The following is a 19,418-nucleotide window of genomic DNA, read 5'->3' as shown; positions in this document are numbered from 1 at the left end:
ACAAGACCTCGTAGGGGTGGGTGATGCGGCAGGGATTGTAAGTGGGGCGGGTAACCCCCCGATACAGGGATGACAGGCCTTTCGAAGCCTTTCGGCGCGCCCGCAACGCCTGCCCGCGCCCCCGCCCGGGGCGGCCCCGCAGTACAGTGCCGCCGTGGACCGCCTTCAAAGCATTGAAACTTTCGTTCGCGTCGCGCAGACCCAGAGCTTCGCCGAAGCCGCAAGGCAGCTGCGCGTGGCCAACTCGGTCGTCACCACGCGGGTCAAGCAGCTCGAGGAGTTCCTCGGCGCGCCGCTCTTCCACCGCAGCACGCGCGTGGTGCGGCTCAGCGACATGGGCCAGGCCTTCCTGCGCGACTGCACCGAGCTGGTGGCGCGCGCCGACAGCATCGTCGATCAGATGCGCGATGCGCGCGGTACGCCTTCGGGCACGCTGCGCGTGCATGCGCTGACCGGCATGGTGCTGGGGCGTTTCGCCTCGCTGCTGCGGGAGTTCCAGTCGACCTACCCCGACATCCACCTCGAGCTGATCGTGAGCGACGCCGTGGCCGACCCGGTGAAGGCCGGCGTCGACTGCGCGCTGCAGATCTTTCCCGCGGCCTCCCAGGAGCTGGTGGCCAGGCCGCTCTTTCCGGTGCGGCGCGTGCTGTGCGCCACGCCGGCGTACCTGAAGGCGCACGGCACGCCGGCCACGCCGCGCGAGCTGCACCGCCACAAGCTGGGCCTGTACTCGGGCTATCCCACGCGCGACCGCTGGACCTTCCACCACGGCGGCGAGCAGACCACCATCTATCTCGCGGCCGCGCTGCTGACCAACAGCGTGCACCTGCTGCGCGAATATGCGCTGGAGCATGCGGGCATCGTCTGCCTGCCCACGCTGGTGGCGGGCGACGCCATCGCGCGCGGCGAACTCAGCGTGGTGCTGGCGGACCACCAGCTGTCGTCGTTCTCCCTGAGCGCGGTCTACGCGGGCACCTCGCGCAATGCGCTGAAGCTGCGCCTGTTCATCGAGCACATCGCCACCCGCTTCACGCGTGTGCCGCCGTGGGACGCGACGTTGATCGAGCGCGGGTTGATCCCCGAAGAGCTCATCGAGTTCAGCCGCACCAGCGGATGAGGTGAGCACTTCCCCAGGCTTTGCGTAATTCGTTTCGCCGACGGCCCGGCGTAGACGGTTCTGCGGCGCCTAGCGAACGAGCCTTGTGGCTCGCTCCCGGGCGCCGGTCCGGTACGGGGTAAACCCCAGCGATTATTCGGAAGCTCCGAACAATCCTCTTCCAAACTGGTCCCTACCGGTGTTGCCGCATGGCTCCTAGAGTTCGCTCATCCAAGGAGACAAAACATGACAGCCACCCATTCCACTGCCCCGGCCGCGGCCTACAGGACCCGCTTCGGATCGCTCAAGGACTTCGAGAAGGGCCACGTCGAAGCCATCGACGACGACGTGCGGCACTACGCCTTCTCCAACTGCTTCGAGATCGCGAGCCTCAGCAGGCCCTACGAGAAAGTCGTGTTCGGCCAGAACCAGATCTACGTGCTGGAGACGCTGCGCGCCGAAGGCACCTCGCCCTGGTACACCTGCGCGCACGACGAGTTCGCGCTGGTGATGGACGGCGACGTCGAAGTGCACCTGGTGCAGCTCGACGAGAGCCAGGTGGTGGCCGACAAGGACAAGAACGGCGCCGTGCTCGTGAAGGGCGAGCCCAGGGGAAAGAAGATGGGCTGGATGAAGCTCTCGCGCGGCCACCAGGGCCTGCTGCCGAAGAACACCGCCTACCAGTTCCGCAACGCCGGCGAACCGGGCGTGATCGTGCTGCAGAGCTGCAAGGGCGATCTCTCGGTGGAGAAGTGGGCCGAGATCTGCCAGGCGCATTGACTCGCCCCCAGGCTTCGCGCACTTCGTGTCGCTGCGCCAACCCCCTACCGGGGGCAACACCTGCGGCCCGGCAGAGCCGGTTCCGCGGTGTTCCGCGAAGGATGCAGGCCACTTATTCAGACCAGACAAGGAAAACACCATGAACGCACCCGCAGAACTCGCCAAGGTGATCGCGTCGCAGCCCGACGCCACGCTCGGCTACAAGGACTTCTCGCTCGGCAGCTTCAGCTTCCGCCGCGACGAATACTTCGTGCACATCGGCTGGAAGACCCGCGACGGCCGCCCCATGAGCCACACCATGGACGCCGGCAACTACCTGCGCGCGCTGATGCGCGACGTGGCCTGGGGCTTCTTCTACGGCTGGGTCAACTTCGACGACGTGTTCGGCACCGTCAACCACTACGAGTCGGTCGACCTGTACGCCGGCAGCTTCAACGGCACCATGAAGGAGGCCGGCATCGACCTGCTGGAGAACTTCCCGACCGCGCAGATCCGCGCCACCTTCGAGGCCATGCTCGACGACTGGACCAACGAGAGCTTCGACCCCTTCGCCGCGCCGCAGGAAACCGGCTCGCCCTACGGCCGCAAGAACGGCAACAACACCGCCAAGATCACCAGGGCGCGCGAGCTCGCCAAGCGCTGCGTGGGCCTGAAGGGCGACCTCGACCTGCGCAGCGACGAGCGCGGCGCGCCGGTCAACCGCGCCTTCGCCGACGTGCCGCAGGGCCAGCCCGAGCTGCACCCCGAGCCCGGCTTCGAGAACGAGGTGCACGCCTTCAACCTCTTCGGCTTCCTGAGCCGTTCGCAGGTGACGTGGAACCCGAGCTTCACCTCGGTGGTGAAGCACAGCTACATGTGCCCGACGACCGAGGAGCACATCCTGCCGATCATCCACGGCAACGACCGCGTCGAGTGGTTCTTCCAGATGACCGACGAGATCCACTGGGACTGCGGCGACAAGAACACCGGCAGGCCCATGGCCCGCGTGATCATGAAGGCAGGCGACATGGCCGCCATGCCTGCCTACTGCCGCCACCAGGGCTTCAGCCCCAAGCGCTCGATGCTGCTGGTGTGGGAGAACGGCTCGCCGAGCCTGGTGTACGAGATCCAGAAGGGCGAGTCGCCCGAGATCCCGGTGCAGTTCTGAACTGACTTTCTCCCTCCCCCTCTGGGGGAGGGCAGGGGTGGGGGCTCTTCGAGCCCGCGCCCTCCTTGAAGAAGCCCCCACCCCAACCCTCCCCCAGCGGGGGAGGGAGAGGAACGCTCATGCCTATTTCTTCCATCCGCCACCAGCTCTTCATCGACGGCCGCTTCGTCGACGCCGAGTCCGGCGAGACCCTCGCCACGCTGAACCCGCACGACAACACGCCCATCGTCGAGGTGGCGCTCGCCGGCAAGGCCGACGTCGACAAGGCCGTGGCCGCTGCGAAGCGCGCCTTTCCGAAGTGGAGCCGCATGGCCGCCGCCGACCGCGGCCGCATCCTGCTGAAGCTCGCCGATCTCATCGAGGCCAACGCCGAGGAGCTCGCACGGCTCGAATCGCTGGACACGGGCCACCCGATCCGCGACTCGCGCCGGCTCGACGTGCCGCGCACCGCGGCGTGCTTCCGCTACTTCGGCGGCATGGCCGACAAGTTCCAGGGCGAGACCATCCCGGTGGAGGAGGGCTTCCTCAACTACACGCTGCGCGAGCCCGTCGGCATCGTCGGCCAGGTGGTGCCGTGGAACTTCCCGCTGATGTTCACCAGCTGGAAGATGGCGCCCGCGCTCGCGGCCGGCAACTGCATCGTGATGAAGCCGGCCGAGATCACGCCGCTGAGCTCGCTTCGCATCGCCGAGCTGATGGCCGAGGCCGGCCTGCCGCCCGGCGTGGTCAACATGCTGCCGGGCCTGGGCAGCGTGGCGGGGCAGTACATCGCCGAGCACCCGGAGATCGCGAAGATCGCCTTCACCGGAAGCACCGCCACCGGCCGGCGCATCGTGCAGGCCAGCGCGGGCAACCTGAAGAAGGTGCAGCTCGAACTCGGCGGCAAGGGACCGAACATCGTGTTCGAGGACGCGAACCTGCAGGCGGCCGTCAACGGCAGCGCTTGGGCCATCTTCCACAACCAGGGGCAGGCCTGCATCGCGGGCTCGCGGCTGATGCTGCACGAGAGGATCGCCGACGAATTCCTCGCGCAGTTCATCCCGCTCGCGAAGTCGATCCGCCTGGGCAATCCGCTCGACGATGCGACGGAGATGGGCCCGCTCACCAGCGCGCAGCACCGCGAGCGCGTGCTGGGCTACGTCGACGTGGCGCAGGGCGAGGGCGGCGAGCTGCTCGCGGGCGGCAAGTCGCCCGGCGGCGAACTGGCGAAAGGCTGCTACGTCGAACCGACGGTGATGCGCGCCAGGTCGTACAAGGACCGCGTCGCGCAGGAAGAGGTGTTCGGCCCATTCGTCACCGTGCTCACCTTCAAGTCCGACGAAGAGGCGATGCAGATCGCCAACGGCACCGACTACGGCCTCGGCAGCGGCCTGTGGACCCGCGACCTGCAGCGCGCCCACAAGGTGGCTCGCGACCTGCACGCCGGCATGGTCTGGATCAACAGCTACAAGCGCGTGAACCCCGGCTCGCCCTTCGGCGGCGTCGGCCAGAGCGGCTACGGCCGCGAGATGGGCTTCGACGCGATGCGCGAGTACACGCAGGTCAAGAGCGTGTGGGTGAACGTCGACGCGCAGATACCGCCGCACTTCGTGCGCTGACGAAGCGGGACATCGAGACGAGCAGATCAGAGCAAGAGAAAGAACGAGGAGACACGAGAGATGCATTCGATCACCGCCCGCTTCATCGCGAGCCTCGCCGCTGCCGGTGCGCTGTTCGCCGCCGCTGCGCCCGCCGCCGCGCAGACCTGGCCCGTGAAGCCGGTGCGCGTCGTCATCGGCTTCCCGCCCGGCGGCATCGTCGACACGGTGGCGCGGCAGCTCCAGCCGCGCCTGCAGGCCGCGCTCGGCCAGCCGGTGATCGTCGACAACCGCGGCGGCGCCGGAGGCACCCTGGCAGCGGCCGAAGTGGCCAAGGCCGCACCCGACGGACACACGCTGCTGATGGTGTTCGACAGCTACGCGACCTATCCGCTGGTCTACCCGAAGCTGAGCTTCGACATCGCGCGCGACCTGCAACCGGTGACGCAGATCGTCAGCAATCCGCTTGTGCTGCTGGTCAACCCGAAGGTCGATGCGCGCGACCTCAGGAGCTTCGTGAGCCTGCTCAAGTCGCAGCCCGGGCGCCTCAACTACGCGAGCGTCGGGCCGGGGTCGAGCAACCATCTCACGGCCGAATACTTCAAGGCGGTGAGCGGCACCTTCGTCACGCACATTCCCTATCGCGGCGGCGGCCCGGCGCAGCAGGACCTGCTCGGCGGGCAGGTCGAGATGATGTTCCTCTCCGCCGTCCTGGCGCAGCCGCACGTCAAGTCGGGCCGCCTGCGCGCGCTGGCCCAGACCGGCCTGCAGCGCGCGGCCGCCTACCCCGACACGCCCACCATCGCCGAGAGCGGCTATCCAGGCTTCGAAGTCAATTCATGGGTCGGCCTGCTGGCGCCTGCGGGCACGCCGCGCCCCGTGGTCGACCGGCTCCAGGCCGAGGTGAAGAAGATCGTTGCCGACCCCGCCTTCGCCGCGCGCCTGCAGGAGCAGGGCCTGACGGGCATCGCGGGCACGCCCGAGCAGTTTGCGGCGGTGCTGCGCACCGAGCAGGACAAGTGGGCCCGGCTGGTGCGCGAGCGCCAGCTGAGCCTGGAGTAGCAGTGAGAGCGACGCAGAGTCCGGCAACAGGACAACAGAAGGAGACAACCATGGCAATCAATCGCAGGCAGTTCACGCAGGCCACGGCCGCGCTGGTGGCATCGGGCGCGGCACCGCTGGTGTTCGCGGCCGACACGCTGAAGATCGGCTACGTGTCGCCGCAGACCGGGCCGCTGGCGCCCTTCGGCGAGGCCGACAAGTGGGTCATCGACCAGATGAAGGCGGCCTTCAAGGAAGGTCTGACCGTCGGCGGAAAGAAGTACGCGGTGCAGATCGTGCTGAAGGACAGCCAGTCGAACCCCAACCGCGCGGGCGAGGTGGCGAACGACCTGATCCTGAAGGACAAGGTGGCGCTGGTGCTCACCGCAGGCACGCCCGAGACCGCCAACCCGGTGAGCGACGCCTGCGAGCTCAACGAGGTGCCCTGCGTCTCCAGCGTGGTGCCGTGGCAGCCGTGGTTCTTCGGACGCAAGGGCGATCCGGCCAAGGGCTTCAACTGGACGTACCACATGTTCTGGGGCTTGGAGGACGTCATCGCCAACTTCACCAACGGCTGGAAGACGCTCGCCACCAACAAGAAGGTCGGCGGGCTCTTCCCCAACGACGGCGACGGCAACGCGTGGGGCGACAAGGAGCTGGGCTTTCCGAAGCCGCTCTCGCAGATGGGCTTCACGCTCACCGACCCGGGCCGCTTCCAGAACGGCACGCAGGACTTCAGCGCGCAGATCGCGGCCTTCAAGAGAGACGGCGTGGAGATCGTCACCGGCGTGGTGATTCCGCCGGACGCAAAGACCTTCCTCACGCAGGCGCGGCAGCAGGGCTTCAAGCCCAAGGTCATCACGCTGGGCAAGGCGCTGCTGTTCCCCGGAGCGATCGAGGCGCTGGGCGACCTGGGCGACGGTCTTTCCACCGAGGTGTGGTGGAGCCCTGCGCATCCGTTCACATCGAGCCTCACGCAGCAGAGCGCGAAGGCGCTGGCCGAAGCCTACGAGGCCGGCACGAGGAAGCAGTGGACGCAGCCGATCGGCTTCGCGCATGCGCTCTTCGAGGTGGCGGCGAATGCGCTGGGGCGCGCCAGGTCGCTGAAGGCTTCGGACGTGCGCGACGCGGTCGCATCGACCTCGATCAATTCGGTGGTCGGCCCGGTGAAGTGGGGCGGCCAGGGGCCGTTCAAGAACGTCAGCAAGACGCCGCTGGTGCTCGGCCAGTGGGGCAAGGGCCAGAAGTACAAGGTGGAGCTGACCATCGTGAACAACGAGGCGGCCACCAACATTCCCACCGGCGGCAAGCTGCGGCTGCTCTGACGCGGGAACGCCATGACGCTGCTTGCACTGCATGCCGTGAGCAAGTCCTACGGCGCGCTCAAGGTCACCGACGGCATCACGCTGGCGGTGGCCGAGGGCGAGACGCTGGGCATCCTCGGGCCCAACGGCGCGGGCAAGACCACGCTGTTCAACCTGATCTCGGGCGACGTGCGCGTCGATGCCGGGCGCGTGGAATACGCCGGCCGCGACGTGACGCGGCTGAAGCCCCACCAGCGCTGCCACGCCGGCATCGGCCGCAGCTACCAGGTGCCGCAGCCCTTCGGCAACATGAGCGTGTTCGAGAACCTCGTGACCGCTGCCTGCTTCGGCGGGCAGCAGAACGAGCGGGAGGCCTGGCACACCGCGCAGGAGGTGCTGGAACAGACGGGCCTGATGGCGCATGCCAACAAGCCTGCGGGCGGCCTCACGCTGCTCGACCGCAAGCGGCTGGAGCTGGCGCGCGCGCTGGCGACACGGCCGAAGCTGCTGCTGCTCGACGAGATCGCGGGCGGCCTCACGGAACCAGAGGCCGCGGTGCTGGTCGGCGAGCTCAAGCGCATCAAGGCGCGCGGCATGACGATGATCTGGATCGAGCACGTGGTGCACGCGCTGCTGTCGCTGGCGGACCGGCTGTTCGTCATCAACTTCGGGCAGAAGCTCGCGGAAGGTGCGCCACGCGCGGTGATGAGCGATCCGGAGGTGCGGCGGGTGTACATGGGGATGGAAGCATGAGCACGCATCGACTTCGCATTGCTCCTTCCCCCTCTGGGGGAAGGCCGGGATGGGGGCACGACGGCGCCGCCATTCCGACGCCGCCTGCCCCCACCCCAACCCTCCCCCAGAAGGGAAGGGGGCAGGACCCGCGGGAGCAAACACCATGAACACCCTGCTCTCCACCCGCGACCTCAAGGCCTTCTACGGCGACGCGCAGGCTCTCTTCGGCATCGACTTCTCGCTGGAGCGCGGCGAGCTGGTGGCCATCATCGGCGCCAACGGCGCGGGCAAGTCGACCTTCCTCAAGAGCCTCACGGGCCTAGTGCGCGCGCCGCTCGACGCGATCCGCTTCAAGGGCGAGCCCATCGGCGGCCTGCCGCCTGGCGACATCGTGCGCCGCGGGCTCGCCATGGTGCCCGAGGGCCGCCGGCTCTTCCCGAGCCTCAGCGTCGAGGAGAACCTGCTGATGGGCGCCACGCCATCGCGCAAGGGGCCGTGGAACCTGCAGCGGCTGTATGCGCTCTTTCCCATCCTCGCCGAGAAGCGCAACCAGCCGGGCACCTCGCTTTCGGGCGGGCAGCAGCAGATGGTCGCGCTCGGCCGTGCGCTCATGAGCAACCCCGAGGTGCTGCTGTGCGACGAGCTCTCGCTGGGGCTCGCGCCCATCGTCATCCGCGAGATCTACGCCGCCATGCCGGCGATCACCTCGGAGGGCATGACGGTGGTCATCGTCGAGCAGGACGTGACCATGGCGCGGCAGGTCTCGCAGCGCGTCTACTGCTTCCAGGAAGGCCGCGTGTCGCTCGAGGGGCGTTCGGCCGAGCTCACGCGCGAGCAGATCTCGCAGGCCTACTTCGGCCTCTCCGAGGACTCGGAGGCGGCCCATGCTTGAGACGCTCGTCCAGGGCCTGCTGCTGGGCGGCCTCTACACGCTCTTCGCGCTGGGCCAGTCGCTGATGTTCGGCGTGATGCGGCTGACCAACACGGCGCAGGGCGACTTCATCGTTCTCGGTGCATTCGCGGTCATTGCGGGCATGTCGCTGACGGGCGGCGAGTCGCCGTGGCTGGTGGTGCTGGCGGTGCTGCCGGTGGCCTTCGGCTTCGGCTACGTGCTGCAGCGCTTCGTGCTCAACGGCACGCTCGGCAAGGACCCGCTGCCCTCGCTGGTCGTCACCTTCGGCCTGTCGATCGTCATCCAGAACCTGCTGCTCGAGCTGTTCTCGGCCGATCCGCGCGCCATCGAGACCGGCGGGCTCAGCACGCAGGGCATCGCGCTGGGTGACGCGATGTCGCTGGGCGTGCTGCCGCTGGTCGTGCTGGCCGTCGCGCTCGCTGCGACGGGCGCTCTGCAGTGGCTCTTCGCACGCACGGCGCTGGGGCGGTCGTTCCGCGCCGTGTCGGACGACCGCGAGATCGCCGAGCTGATGGGGCTGAACGCGAAGAAGGTCTACGCGCTCGCGACCGCCATCGCCTTCGTGCTGATCGCCGTCGCGGGCGCACTGCAGGGCATGCGCACGACGGTGTCGCCTTCGGACGGGCCGCTGCTGCTGCTCTTCGCCTTCGAGGCCGTGATCATCGGCGGCATGGGCTCCTTCTGGGGTACGCTGGCGGGCGCGATGATCCTCGGCGTCACGCAGCAGATCGGCTTCAGGCTGGACCCGGGCTGGGGCATCTGGTTCGGGCACATCGTGTTCCTCGCCGTGCTGGTGCTGCGGCCGCAGGGGCTTTTTCCCAGGACGCGCGGATGACCAACATGCCTCCTTCCATCGTCGCGGTCGAACGCGCAACGGCCGCGAGCCGCGCGGCGCTGTTCGCCGGCATCGCCATCGTTCTCGTCGCGGCCAGCCTGCCGTTGTGGGGCGAATCGAGCTGGATGCGCGAGTTCGTCGAGATCGCCTGCTACTTCATCTTCGCGATGATGTGGAACCTGCTCGCCGGCTACGGCGGCATGGTGAGCATCGGACAGCAGGCCTTCTTCGGCTTCGGCGGCTACGTGATGCTGATGCTCGGCAACTTCGCGGGCGTGAACCCCTTCGTGGCGATACCGCTGGGCGCGTTGGCCGCGGGGCTGGTGGCGGTGCCCGTGTCCTTCGTCGCGTTCCGGCTGTCGGGCGGCTACTTCGCCATCGGCACATGGGTCATCGCGGAGGTGTTCAGGCTGAGCTTCGCCAACGTGTCGGCCGTGGGCGGCGGCTCGGGCACCACGCTGACCGCGCTGCGCGGCATCGACAAGGCGACGCGCGAGAGCACCACCTACTGGATGGCGCTGGCCTGCGTGGTCGCGGCGATCGTGCTGGTGTATCTGTTCCTGCGCAGCAAGCGCGGCCTGGCGCTGCTGGCGATACGCGACAACGAGGTGGCCGCCGAGTCGCAAGGCATTCCGGTGGCGCGCATGAAGCTCGCGGTATACGTGGTCGCGGCCTTCGGCGCGGGGCTCGCGGGGGCGCTTTACTTCGTGGGCAACCTGCGCATCAGCCCCGACGCGGCCTTCAGCGTCAACTGGACGGCCTTCGCCATCTTCATGGTGGTCATCGGCGGCATCGGGCGCATCGAGGGGCCGCTGGTGGGCGCGCTCATCTTCTGGGCGCTGAACAAGTTCCTGAGCGACTACGGCACCTGGTACCTGCTGGGTTTGGGGCTGCTCGCGATCCTCGTCACGCTGTTCTTCAAGCAGGGGTTGTGGGGGTTCGCACAGCAGCGCTGGGGCTGGTCGCTGTTCCCCACGCAGCGCAAGCTGCTTCGCACCTTGCCGCAAGGGAGTGCGCTTCTACGTGATCGCCCCTGACTGGAAGCCACTTCGGACTTGCTAAAAACATCGTCGTCATGTAACGTGTTGTAAACGCCATGTAATCATTCCTTCCAGTCCCCTTCATCCTCCTGGAGTCATCTTGACGATCACCAAACGCCGCCTGCTCGAAGGCGGCGCGGCAGCCATTGCCGCTTCGCTGCTTGCGAAGACTTCGTGGGCTCAACAGCAACGCAACAGCGGCACCGCCGACGCGGCCTGGCCGACCAAGCCCGTGCACATCCTCGTGGGGTTTCCTGCAGGCGCATCGCCCGACCTCGCGGCGCGCGCCATCGCCGAGCCGCTGTCGAAGATCCTGCGCCAGCCGGTGGTCGTCGAGAACAAGCCCGGCGCCAGCGGCAACACCGTGGCCGACCAGGTGGCGAAGGCCACCGACGACCACACCATCGGCGCGCTGATCAACGGCAACCTGACGATCGCGAAGCTGCTCAATCCCTCGCTGCCCTTCGATCCCGAGAAGGACTTCGCGCCGGTCGGCCTGATCGGCACCGCGCCGCTGGTGCTGGCCGTCTCGGGCAGCGCAACCGGCAAGACCGCGGCCGAGCAGCTGCTGTGGGTGCGAAACCTCGGCAGCGGCGCCAAGTACGGCACGCCGGGCGTGGGCACCGTGGGCCACCTGGGCATGGAGCTCATCAAGAGCCGCGCGGCCATCACCGCGCAGCACAAGCCCTACACCGGCAATCCGCAGGTCATCGCGGGCCTGCTGGCCAACGAGATCCAGCTGGCGCTGCTGCCGCCGGGCCTCGCGATGCCGCACATCAAGTCGGGAAAGATCAAGGCCATCGGCGTAACCTCGCCCGAGCGCAGCCCGCTGGCGGGCGAGCTGCCCACCATCCGCGACGCGGACGTGCGCGGCGCCGACCTCGAGATCTGGACCGCGCTGGCCGCGCCCGCGAACATGAAGCCCGCGGCCGTCGCCAGGCTCAATGCCGCGCTGGTCGAAGTCATCAGCTCGCCCGACGTGAGCCAGGCGCTGCTGAAGACCGGCTGGCAGGCCCAGCCCGGCTCGCCCGACACGCTGGCCAAGCGCATGCGCGCCGACACCACGCGCCTGGGCGGCGTGATCATCATGAAGGGCATCCACTCGGAAGGCTGATGCCTTCCGGGGTGTCGTTCGCTGCTTCGCTCGCCCGCGCTCAGGTCTTCGATGCGGTGCGCTTGAACAGCGGCTGCTCGAAGCGGATCGTGATGATCTCCGTGTCGTCCGGCTTGCCGGGCACGCGGCCGTCTTCCGTCGGGTAGTTGGTGTCGATCGCGACGGCGAGCGTGTAGTCGTCCGCCACCTCGACGCTTTCGATCGAGTCGAAGGGCATGCTGAACTTGCCGTTCGCGACGTTGGCCAGCGGGCCGCCGATGTCGTCCGGGTCGGAGATGTTCAGCAGGTCGACCAGCAGCGTCTTCTTGAGCACGCCGTCGGCGTCCTTCACGTCGAGGTCGACCATGTAGAGGCGCTTGACCACGGCCTTGGAGCCATAGAGGCTGTCGCGCTCGATCAGCACGAACCTGTTGCCGCCGATGTTGGTCATGTCGCCGATGACGATCTGGTTGTCCTTGGCGGGGCCGTCCTTCCTGTAGACCGGGTTCTTGCCGGTGTAGAGCATCGAGGCGGGATCGAACTCGAAGAAGTTCAGGTAGCGCTCGTCGTCGGCCACCGGGCGCAGCGATGCCAGCGAAGGCGCCGCTTCGGGCACCGCGTAGAGGCGGGTCTTGTCGGCGTTGAAGGCGAGGCTCTCGAAGCCGCGGCTGGAGAGCGAAGTCGCGGTGGCGCCCTCGTTCATCACCAGCGGGTTGGACGGGCTGCGCAGGAAGGGATGCGGCACCGGGTCGCTCATCAGCGTGCCGTCCTTGTCGAAGTGCAGGATGTAGGGGCCGAACTCCTCGCCCACGAAGTACGTGCCGTCCTTCGCGCGGGCGATCGACTCGACGTCGAGATCGAAGCCCGTCAGCAGCCGGCCGCTGACGATGCGCGGATCGACCGGCTTGCCGCTGTCGACGAGGTTGTTGCCCGAGACCGTCTGGTAGTTGGCGAAGTCGGCGGTGATCTTCAAATCGACGCCCTTGCCGTCCTTCAGGAAGCCCTTCGCATCGTTGAATGCGACATGGCTGTTGACCTTCACGGTGCCGGGCACCGTCGTGCCGTTGGACGCGGTGCGGAAATCGATGCTCAGGTTGTAGAAGCCGACCACGAAGTCGCCGGAGTTGCCCTTGCTGCCGTAGCCGTTGTCGGGCATGGCGGTCCAGGTGCCGTCGTCGTTCTTCAGCAGCGCCGAAAAGCCGGGCAGCGGCTGGCCGTCGACGAAGGGCGGCGTCACGCCGAGCGCGGCGGTGATGAACTGGCCGGTGGTCGGCCCGGGCTGGCGGAACGAGTCTGGCAGCGAGGCCCAGCCGGTGAGCTTGTGCGGCAGGCCCGCGGAAGCATCCTGCGGCGGCTGGGCAGCGGGAGCGGGTGCCGGCGCGGGCGCAGGCGCCGGTGCTGGAGCGGGCGTGCCCGCCACGGGCGGAAGGACGATGCCGTTTCCGTTGCCGCCGCCCCCGCATGCGGCGAGGACTGCGGATGCAACGGCCGCGATTGCGATATGGCGCGGCAGGCTGAGCGAGACGAGGCGACTGGACACGATTGGATCCTCCGGTGTTGTTGTGAGGGGAGCAATCTAGGAAGCCGATGTGACCTGTCCGTGAATGTCCTTTCGCCTTTCGTCCTTCGCTGTTTGCCTTTCGCTTTCGTTCAGTGCGGATCGGCCGCGATCAGAGCATCCGAGAGACCCGGTCCGCCGCTTCGCGCAGCGCGGGCAGCATGGTCTCCTGCATCGCCTTCGCGCTGGTGCGGTTCGCCTGGCCGCTGATGTTGAGCGCGGCCACCATGCGGCCCTGCCTGTCGACGACTGGCGCGGCCACCGAGATCAGGCCCTCCTCGAGTTCCTGGTTCACCAGGCACCACTGCTGCTTGCGCGCCTGCGCGACCTTGGCCATGAGCGCGTCGATGTCGGTGATCGTGTGCCGGGTCAGCGCCTCGATGTTCGAGGCTTCGAGCCGCGCGCGCACCTCGTCGTCGTCGAGGTCCGCCAGCAGCAGCCGGCCCAGCGAGGTGCAGTAGGCCGGCAGGCGCGAGCCCACGCCCAGGTTGATGTGCATGATCTTCTTGGTCGGCACCCGCAGCACGTAGACGATGTCGGTGGCATCGAGCACGGCGGCGGAGCACGACTCCTGCACCTGCTGCACCAGCGCCTCCATCACCGGCTCGGCGCGGTTCCAGATCGGCATCGATGAGAGATACGCGAAGCCCAGGTCGAGGATGCGCGGCGTGAGCGTGAAGAGCTTGCCGTCGGTCACCACGTAGCCCAGCGTCTGCAGCGTGAGCAGGATGCGCCGTGCGCCCGCGCGCGTCAGCCCGCTGCCGGCGGCCACCTCGCTGAGCGTCTGGTGCGGCGCATTGGCGCTGAACGAGCGGATCACCTGCAGGCCGCGCGCGAAGGACTGCACGTAACTGTCGCCGGGGGCCGGTGTCTCGGGTTGTGACGCGTGGGTTGCCATGGTTCGTCTTCCTCTCTAGAATTCATTATACGAACAAATGTTCTTTAGACGAACAAATCGGCGGTTTGCAGAATCGGTCGGCGCGTTCAGGCGGATTCGTTTCTTCGTTCCCTTCCCTCACTTCCGGAGACAGGCTTCATGATCAACAAGATCGCGCGCTCGGTCGCCGATGCCCTCGCTGGCATCCCCGACGGCGCCACGGTTCTCATCGGCGGTTTCGGCACCGCCGGCATTCCCAACGAGCTCATCGACGGCCTCGTCGAGCAGGGCGCCAAGGACCTCACGGTCGTCAACAACAACGCGGGCAACGGCGAGACCGGCCTCGCGGCGCTGCTGAAGGCCGGCCGCGTGCGCAAGATCATCTGCAGCTTCCCGCGCCAGGCCGACAGCCAGGTGTTCGACGGGCTCTACCGCAGCGGCAAGATCGAGCTCGAACTCGTGCCCCAGGGCAACCTGGCCGAGCGCATCCGCGCCGCGGGCGCCGGCATCGGCGCCTTCTTCTGCCCCACGGGCTACGGCACGCAGCTGGCCGGCAACCGCGAGACCCGCGAGATCGACGGCAAGCAGTACGTGCTCGAGTACCCCATCCACGGCGACGTGGCGCTCATCAAGGCGGAGCGCGGCGACCGCTGGGGCAACCTGGTCTACCGCAAGGCGGCTCGCAACTTCGGCCCGGTGATGGCCATGGCCGCGAAGAAGACCATCGCCACCGTGCACGACATCGCCGAGCTCGGCACCCTCGACCCCGAGACCATCGTCACCCCGGGCATCTTCGTGCACCAGGTGGTGCGCATCGAACGCGTGGCCACCCAGGCCGGCGGCTTCAAGAAGGCAGCATGACCATGAGCACGAACTACACACGCCGCACCAAGGACCAGCTCGCCGCACGCGTGGCGCAGGACATCTTCGACGGCGCCGTCGTCAACCTCGGCATCGGCCAGCCCACGCTGGTGGCCAACCACCTGCCCAAGGGCCGCGAAGTCATCCTGCAGAGCGAGAACGGCATCCTCGGCATGGGCCCCGCACCCGAGGCCGGCGAGGAGGACTACGACCTCATCAACGCAGGCAAGCAGCCCGTCACGCTGCTGCCGGGCGGCTCCTTCTTCCACCACGCCGACAGCTTCGCGATGATGCGCGGCGGCCACCTCGACATCTGCGTGCTCGGCGCCTTCCAGGTGTCGGCCACCGGCGACCTCGCCAACTGGCACACCGGCGAGAAGGACGCGATTCCCGCAGTCGGCGGCGCGATGGACCTCGCCATCGGCGCCAAGCAGACCTGGGTCATGATGGACCTGCTCACCAAGCAGGGCGTGAGCAAGCTGGTGAAGGAATGCACCTATCCGCTGACCGGCATCGGCTGCGTCAAGCGCGTGTACTCCGACCTCGCCACGCTCGAATGCACGCCGCAGGGCCTGAAGCTCGTCGACCTCGTCGACGGCCTGAGCCGCGAGGAGCTCGAGAAGCTCGTGGGTCTGCCCATCGCCGCCTGAGGCGAACTTCCGGGCGGGGCGCGAAGGAACTTCGGAAAATGGTCCGGGTTTTCTTTTGCGCCTTTCGCGAGACCTTCGCGTTCTCTGCGTCCGGTATCCGAATTCGATTCACTTCCAAGCGAGACACACCATGACCAACCAAGCCTTCATCTGCGACGCCGTTCGCACCCCCTTCGGCCGCTACGGCGGCTCACTCAGCAGCGTTCGCACCGACGACCTCGGCGCCGTGCCGCTGAAGGCGCTGATGGAGCGCAACAAGAACGTCGACTGGCAGGCCGTGAGCGACGTGCTCTACGGCTGCGCCAACCAGGCCGGCGAGGACAACCGCAACGTCGCGCGCATGTCGGCGCTGCTGGCGGGCCTGCCGATCGAACTCGGCGGCGCCACCATCAACCGCCTGTGCGGCTCGGGCCTCGATGCCGTGGGCACCGCGGCGCGCGCCATCCGTGCCGGTGAAGCCGGCCTCATGATCGCCGGCGGCGTGGAGAGCATGAGCCGCGCGCCCTTCGTCATGCCCAAGGCCGAGAGCGCCTTCAGCCGCAACAACGCGGTGTACGACACCACCATCGGCTGGCGCTTCGTCAACAAGCTCATGAAGGCGCAGTACGGTGTCGACTCGATGCCCGAGACGGCCGAGAACGTGGCCACCGACTACAAGATCGAGCGCGAGGCGCAGGACCTGATGGCGCTGAACTCGCAGCTGCGCGCCGTGGCTTCGCAGAAGTCGGGCTTCTTCGACGCCGAGATCGTGCCCGTGACCGTGCCGCAGAAGAAGGGCGACCCCATCGTCGTCAACAAGGACGAGCATCCGCGCGAGACCAGCCTCGAATCGCTGGCCAAGCTCAAGGGCGTGGTGCGCCCCGACGGCACCGTCACCGCGGGCAATGCCAGCGGCGTGAACGACGGCGCCTGCGCGCTGCTGCTGGCCGACGAAGCCAGCGCCGCCAAGCACGGCCTCACGCCGCGTGCCCGCGTGGTCGGCATGGCCACCGTCGGCGTCGCGCCGCGCGTGATGGGCATCGGCCCCGCGCCCGCCACGCAGAAGGTGCTGGCGCTCACCGGCCTGAAGCTCGACCAGATCGACGTGATCGAACTCAACGAAGCCTTCGCCGCGCAGGGCCTCGCCGTGCTGCGCCTGCTGGGCCTGAAGGACGACGACGCGCGCGTCAACATCAACGGCGGCGCCATCGCGCTGGGCCACCCGCTCGGTGCCAGCGGCGCGCGCCTTGCCACCACCGCCGTGAACCAGCTGCACAAGGGTGGCGGCCGCTATGCGCTCTGCACGATGTGCATCGGCGTGGGGCAGGGCATCGCGGTGATCCTCGAACGCGTCTGACGACCGGACCGCGGCGAAACGAAAAAACAACCAGAGAAGCAAGAAGACAAGCCATCGGCAGCCGCGGCAACAGCGGCCCGATGGCATTTTTTTAACCAAAGAGGATGAAAGAGAAGGATCAGAGGATGAACCACACGTCGAAGAAGACTGCGCGCCGCGGCGCCGGCATTGCCGCGCTCGCGCTGGCCGCCGCAGCCCTGTTGCCCGCGGCCGCGTCCGCGCAGCAGGCCTTTCCCACCAAGCCCGTGCGCATCATCACGCCGTTCCCCGTGGGCGGCGGCCCCGATGGCGTGGCCCGCCTGGTGGCCGACAAGCTCTCTCGCGCCTGGGGCCAGCCCGTGGTGGTCGAGAACCGCCCCGGCGGCAACGGCTTCATCGCCATCGATGCCTTCAAGCGCGGCGCGAAGGACGGCCACGACATCATCGTGCTCGACAACGTGCACCTCGCGGCATACCCGGCGCTCTTCAAGAAGCTGCCCTACGACACGAGCAAGGACTTCGACGCGCTGCTGCCGCTGTTCAAGACCTACTTCTTCTTCACCGTCGCGACCAACAGCAAGTACAAGACCATCGGCGACCTGATCGCCGACGCCAAGGCCAACCCCGGCAAGCTGGACTACGGCTCGTGGTCAGTGGGCAACCCGGTGCACCTGGGCTCGGAGCTCTTCGAATCGGCCACCGGCACGCAGATGGAGCACATCGTCTACAAGGAAACCACGCAGCTCTACACCTCGGTGGCCACGGGCGAACTGGCCTTCGCGCTGGGCAGCAGCGCCACCGCCGGCCCGCTGCAGCGCGCGAACAAGCTGCGCTTCCTGGCGGCCGCCGCGCCGCAGCGCGTGGCAGCCTTCCCCGACGTGCCGACGGTCGGCGAATCGGGCGGCCCGAAGGGCTTCGAGGTCATCGGCTGGAACGCCATCGCCGTGCCCAAGGGCCTGAGCGCATCGGTCACCGAGAAGATCAAGCGCGACATCGAGAAGGGCCTGGCCGAGCCCGACGTGCTGGAGAAGTTCAAGAGCTTCGGCTACGAGCCCTTCCCGACCACGCGCCCGCAGTTCGACGAGTTCGTGGCGAGCGAGACCAGGCGCTTCACCGACGTGATCCGCAAGGCGAACGTGTCGCTGGACTGACGCGGCGGGCGCAGGCGCGTCATCGCGCCGCCGCGCGAAGCGTGTGTACCTTGGCGGCCGGCCGTTGTTCAGGCAGCGGCCTGCCCCAGCCCTCGGGCAGCTCGTGTAGCACCGCCTTCGCGTCGAGCGAGCGGATCGCCACCGAGTTGTCCGCCGGAATGCGCCCCTGCGCCAGCAGCGCCTCGTAGCGCAGGGCGCTCACCCGAAGGAACGAGGCGAAGTTGCCGACCTCGCCGCGCGCGGCCACCAACTCGTCGTACAGCCGCTCGATGAGCTGCACCACGACCATGCCGTCGCGCCGCGCGATTTCTTCCAGCACCTGCCAGAACAGGTTCTCCAGCCGGATGCTGGTGACCACGCCGTGCAGCCGCACCGAGCGCGTGCGCGCGTCGTAGCTCTGCGGATCGGCGCTGATGAAGACCTCGCACATGGTGGTTGTCTCCTTTGCTCGAAGGAAGGTGGGCGACGCCGCACTGTAGCGCCGTCCGCCTGTTCGAAGCTCAATGCGCGATGTGCGTACCCAGCACCGCGAGGAACTGCGCGAGCCATGCCGGATGCGCCGGCCATGCGGGCGCGGTGACCAGGTTGCGGTCGGTCACCGCCTGGTCGACCGGGCTGCCCATGTATTCGGCACCCGCGAGTTCCACCTCCACCTGGCAGGCCGGATAGGCCGACACCTTGCGGCCCTTGAGCAGCCCCGTGGCTGCGAGCAGCTGTGCGCCATGGCACACGGCCGCCAGCGGCTTGTCGGTGGCGAGGAAGTGCCGCGCGATCTCGACCACGCGGCTGTTCATGCGCAGGTACTCGGGTGCGCGGCCGCCCGGGATGACGAGCGCGTCATAGGCCTCGGGACGGACGTCGGCGAAGTTGGCGTTGAGCGTGAAGCGGTGCCCTGGCTTCTCGCTGTAGGTCTGCGCACCCTCGAAGTCGTGGACGGCGGTGTGGATCCAGTCGCCGGCCTTCTTGTCCGGCGCCACCGCATGGACCGTGTGGCCCACGGCCAGCAGGGCCTGGAAGGGCACCATGGTTTCGTAGTCTTCGGCGTAGTCGCCGCACAGCATCAGGATCTTGCGCGCCATGTGGTTTGTCTCCTTCGGATGAGGTTGGAATGCGGCCCGGCCCGGCGTGTTGGACCTGGCGCGGGCCGTTTCCGGATTATTCGAAGGAGCAGGGTGCGGCGGGTAGCAGCCGGCTGTGACCGGTATGCCGGCCCGGCGTCTTCAGATGAGCGTCACCGCCACGCCACGCCGCGCCTCACCGCGGGCGCGATGCCGGCGTAGAAGAAGCCCAGGTCGTCTTCCGGGCCGTTGGTGGCGCGCCCGCGCACCTTGCCCATCACGCACACGCCCATCTGCGCGTTGCCCTGGCCGATGACGAGCACGAAGGGGTTGTCCCGTCGCCGCGTGTGGGAGGGGAGAGTGCGCGGCTGCAGTGGCTAACAGAAG

At 67.9% G+C, this 19,418-nt stretch carries 20 protein-coding genes; 15 read left to right on the top strand and 5 right to left on the bottom strand.

Annotated features, from left to right (window positions below):
* Positions 1-154 precede the first annotated feature (154 nt).
* The 11 genes from ACTJLF_RS05080 to ACTJLF_RS05030 all read left to right on the top strand — a co-directional run bounded on the left by ACTJLF_RS05080 (position 155) and on the right by ACTJLF_RS05030 (position 11,582).
* Positions 155-1,117 (top strand): LysR family transcriptional regulator, encoded by a 963-nt coding sequence (locus tag ACTJLF_RS05080; protein WP_019656188.1) that lies wholly within the window; start codon positions 155-157, stop codon positions 1,115-1,117.
* A gap of 225 nt (positions 1,118-1,342) precedes the next feature.
* Positions 1,343-1,876, top strand: a complete 534-nt coding sequence (locus ACTJLF_RS05075; protein WP_126184615.1) for a hydroxyquinol 1,2-dioxygenase — start codon at positions 1,343-1,345, stop codon at positions 1,874-1,876.
* A gap of 139 nt (positions 1,877-2,015) precedes the next feature.
* The gene (locus ACTJLF_RS05070) at positions 2,016-3,023 is read left to right on the top strand and encodes a hydroxyquinol 1,2-dioxygenase (RefSeq protein WP_126184614.1); all 1,008 of its coding nucleotides are present in this window, start codon (positions 2,016-2,018) and stop codon (positions 3,021-3,023) included.
* A 134-nt stretch (positions 3,024-3,157) separates the two neighbouring features.
* The gene (locus ACTJLF_RS05065; protein WP_132753719.1) at positions 3,158-4,621 is read left to right on the top strand and encodes an aldehyde dehydrogenase family protein; all 1,464 of its coding nucleotides are present in this window, start codon (positions 3,158-3,160) and stop codon (positions 4,619-4,621) included.
* Between the two features lie 60 nt (positions 4,622-4,681).
* Positions 4,682-5,662 carry a tripartite tricarboxylate transporter substrate binding protein gene (locus ACTJLF_RS05060; RefSeq protein WP_132753592.1) on the top strand — a complete coding sequence of 327 codons (981 nt, stop codon included), beginning with the start codon at positions 4,682-4,684 and terminating at the stop codon, positions 5,660-5,662.
* Between the two features lie 50 nt (positions 5,663-5,712).
* Positions 5,713-6,966 carry an ABC transporter substrate-binding protein gene (locus ACTJLF_RS05055; RefSeq protein ID WP_145761511.1) on the top strand — a complete coding sequence of 418 codons (1,254 nt, stop codon included), beginning with the start codon at positions 5,713-5,715 and terminating at the stop codon, positions 6,964-6,966.
* A 12-nt stretch (positions 6,967-6,978) separates the two neighbouring features.
* Complete coding sequence (locus tag ACTJLF_RS05050; RefSeq protein WP_019656182.1) at positions 6,979-7,698, top strand: ABC transporter ATP-binding protein; 720 nt, start codon at positions 6,979-6,981, stop codon at positions 7,696-7,698.
* A 145-nt stretch (positions 7,699-7,843) separates the two neighbouring features.
* A complete protein-coding gene (locus tag ACTJLF_RS05045) occupies positions 7,844-8,572 on the top strand; it encodes an ABC transporter ATP-binding protein (RefSeq protein ID WP_126184611.1) in 729 nt (242 codons plus the stop codon).
* Positions 8,565-9,428 carry a branched-chain amino acid ABC transporter permease gene (locus ACTJLF_RS05040; protein WP_145761510.1) on the top strand — a complete coding sequence of 288 codons (864 nt, stop codon included), beginning with the start codon at positions 8,565-8,567 and terminating at the stop codon, positions 9,426-9,428. Before ACTJLF_RS05045 ends, ACTJLF_RS05040 begins: the two co-directional genes overlap by 8 nt.
* Positions 9,425-10,465, top strand: coding sequence for a branched-chain amino acid ABC transporter permease (locus ACTJLF_RS05035; RefSeq protein WP_132753596.1), 1,041 nt, complete (start codon positions 9,425-9,427; stop codon positions 10,463-10,465). Before ACTJLF_RS05040 ends, ACTJLF_RS05035 begins: the two co-directional genes overlap by 4 nt.
* A 103-nt stretch (positions 10,466-10,568) precedes the next feature.
* The gene (locus ACTJLF_RS05030; RefSeq protein WP_019656178.1) at positions 10,569-11,582 is read left to right on the top strand and encodes a Bug family tripartite tricarboxylate transporter substrate binding protein; all 1,014 of its coding nucleotides are present in this window, start codon (positions 10,569-10,571) and stop codon (positions 11,580-11,582) included.
* 40 nt (positions 11,583-11,622) lie between these two features.
* Here the strand turns inward: ACTJLF_RS05030 and ACTJLF_RS05025 are convergent, their stop codons facing one another.
* The gene (locus tag ACTJLF_RS05025; RefSeq protein WP_145761509.1) at positions 11,623-13,101 is read right to left on the bottom strand and encodes an esterase-like activity of phytase family protein; all 1,479 of its coding nucleotides are present in this window, start codon (positions 13,099-13,101) and stop codon (positions 11,623-11,625) included.
* Between the two features lie 130 nt (positions 13,102-13,231).
* Positions 13,232-14,017 carry an IclR family transcriptional regulator domain-containing protein gene (locus ACTJLF_RS05020; protein WP_019656176.1) on the bottom strand — a complete coding sequence of 262 codons (786 nt, stop codon included), beginning with the start codon at positions 14,015-14,017 and terminating at the stop codon, positions 13,232-13,234.
* A gap of 138 nt (positions 14,018-14,155) precedes the next feature.
* On the opposite strand from ACTJLF_RS05020, the gene ACTJLF_RS05015 reads away from it, so the two are divergent.
* The 4 genes from ACTJLF_RS05015 (at position 14,156) to ACTJLF_RS05000 (ending at position 17,973) form a co-directional block, all read left to right on the top strand.
* Complete coding sequence (locus ACTJLF_RS05015) at positions 14,156-14,857, top strand: 3-oxoacid CoA-transferase subunit A (RefSeq protein WP_019656175.1); 702 nt, start codon at positions 14,156-14,158, stop codon at positions 14,855-14,857.
* Complete coding sequence (locus ACTJLF_RS05010) at positions 14,854-15,507, top strand: 3-oxoacid CoA-transferase subunit B (protein WP_019656174.1); 654 nt, start codon at positions 14,854-14,856, stop codon at positions 15,505-15,507. The genes ACTJLF_RS05015 and ACTJLF_RS05010 overlap by 4 nt, the downstream gene beginning before the upstream one ends.
* A 130-nt stretch (positions 15,508-15,637) precedes the next feature.
* The gene (gene pcaF, locus ACTJLF_RS05005) at positions 15,638-16,843 is read left to right on the top strand and encodes a 3-oxoadipyl-CoA thiolase (protein WP_440882622.1); all 1,206 of its coding nucleotides are present in this window, start codon (positions 15,638-15,640) and stop codon (positions 16,841-16,843) included.
* A 125-nt stretch (positions 16,844-16,968) separates the two neighbouring features.
* The gene (locus ACTJLF_RS05000) at positions 16,969-17,973 is read left to right on the top strand and encodes a Bug family tripartite tricarboxylate transporter substrate binding protein (protein WP_440882621.1); all 1,005 of its coding nucleotides are present in this window, start codon (positions 16,969-16,971) and stop codon (positions 17,971-17,973) included.
* Positions 17,974-17,992: 19 nt separating this feature from the next.
* Here ACTJLF_RS05000 and ACTJLF_RS04995 read toward each other — a convergent pair whose 3' ends face one another.
* The 3 genes from ACTJLF_RS04995 to ACTJLF_RS04985 all read right to left on the bottom strand — a co-directional run bounded on the left by ACTJLF_RS04995 (position 17,993) and on the right by ACTJLF_RS04985 (position 19,354).
* Positions 17,993-18,403, bottom strand: a complete 411-nt coding sequence (locus ACTJLF_RS04995; protein ID WP_126184607.1) for a ribbon-helix-helix domain-containing protein — start codon at positions 18,401-18,403, stop codon at positions 17,993-17,995.
* 70 nt (positions 18,404-18,473) lie between these two features.
* Positions 18,474-19,052, bottom strand: coding sequence for a DJ-1/PfpI family protein (locus tag ACTJLF_RS04990; protein WP_440882620.1), 579 nt, complete (start codon positions 19,050-19,052; stop codon positions 18,474-18,476).
* Positions 19,053-19,204: 152 nt separating this feature from the next.
* A complete protein-coding gene (locus ACTJLF_RS04985) occupies positions 19,205-19,354 on the bottom strand; it encodes a hypothetical protein (RefSeq protein ID WP_440882619.1) in 150 nt (49 codons plus the stop codon).
* Positions 19,355-19,418: the final 64 nt, after the last annotated feature.

It is taken from the genome of Variovorax sp. 22077, from assembly GCF_052044195.1.
In the GTDB taxonomy this organism is placed as follows: domain Bacteria; phylum Pseudomonadota; class Gammaproteobacteria; order Burkholderiales; family Burkholderiaceae_C; genus Variovorax; species Variovorax atrisoli.
The sequence above is the reverse complement of the archived record's forward strand: the minus strand, read 5'-3'. Positions and strand labels throughout refer to the sequence as shown.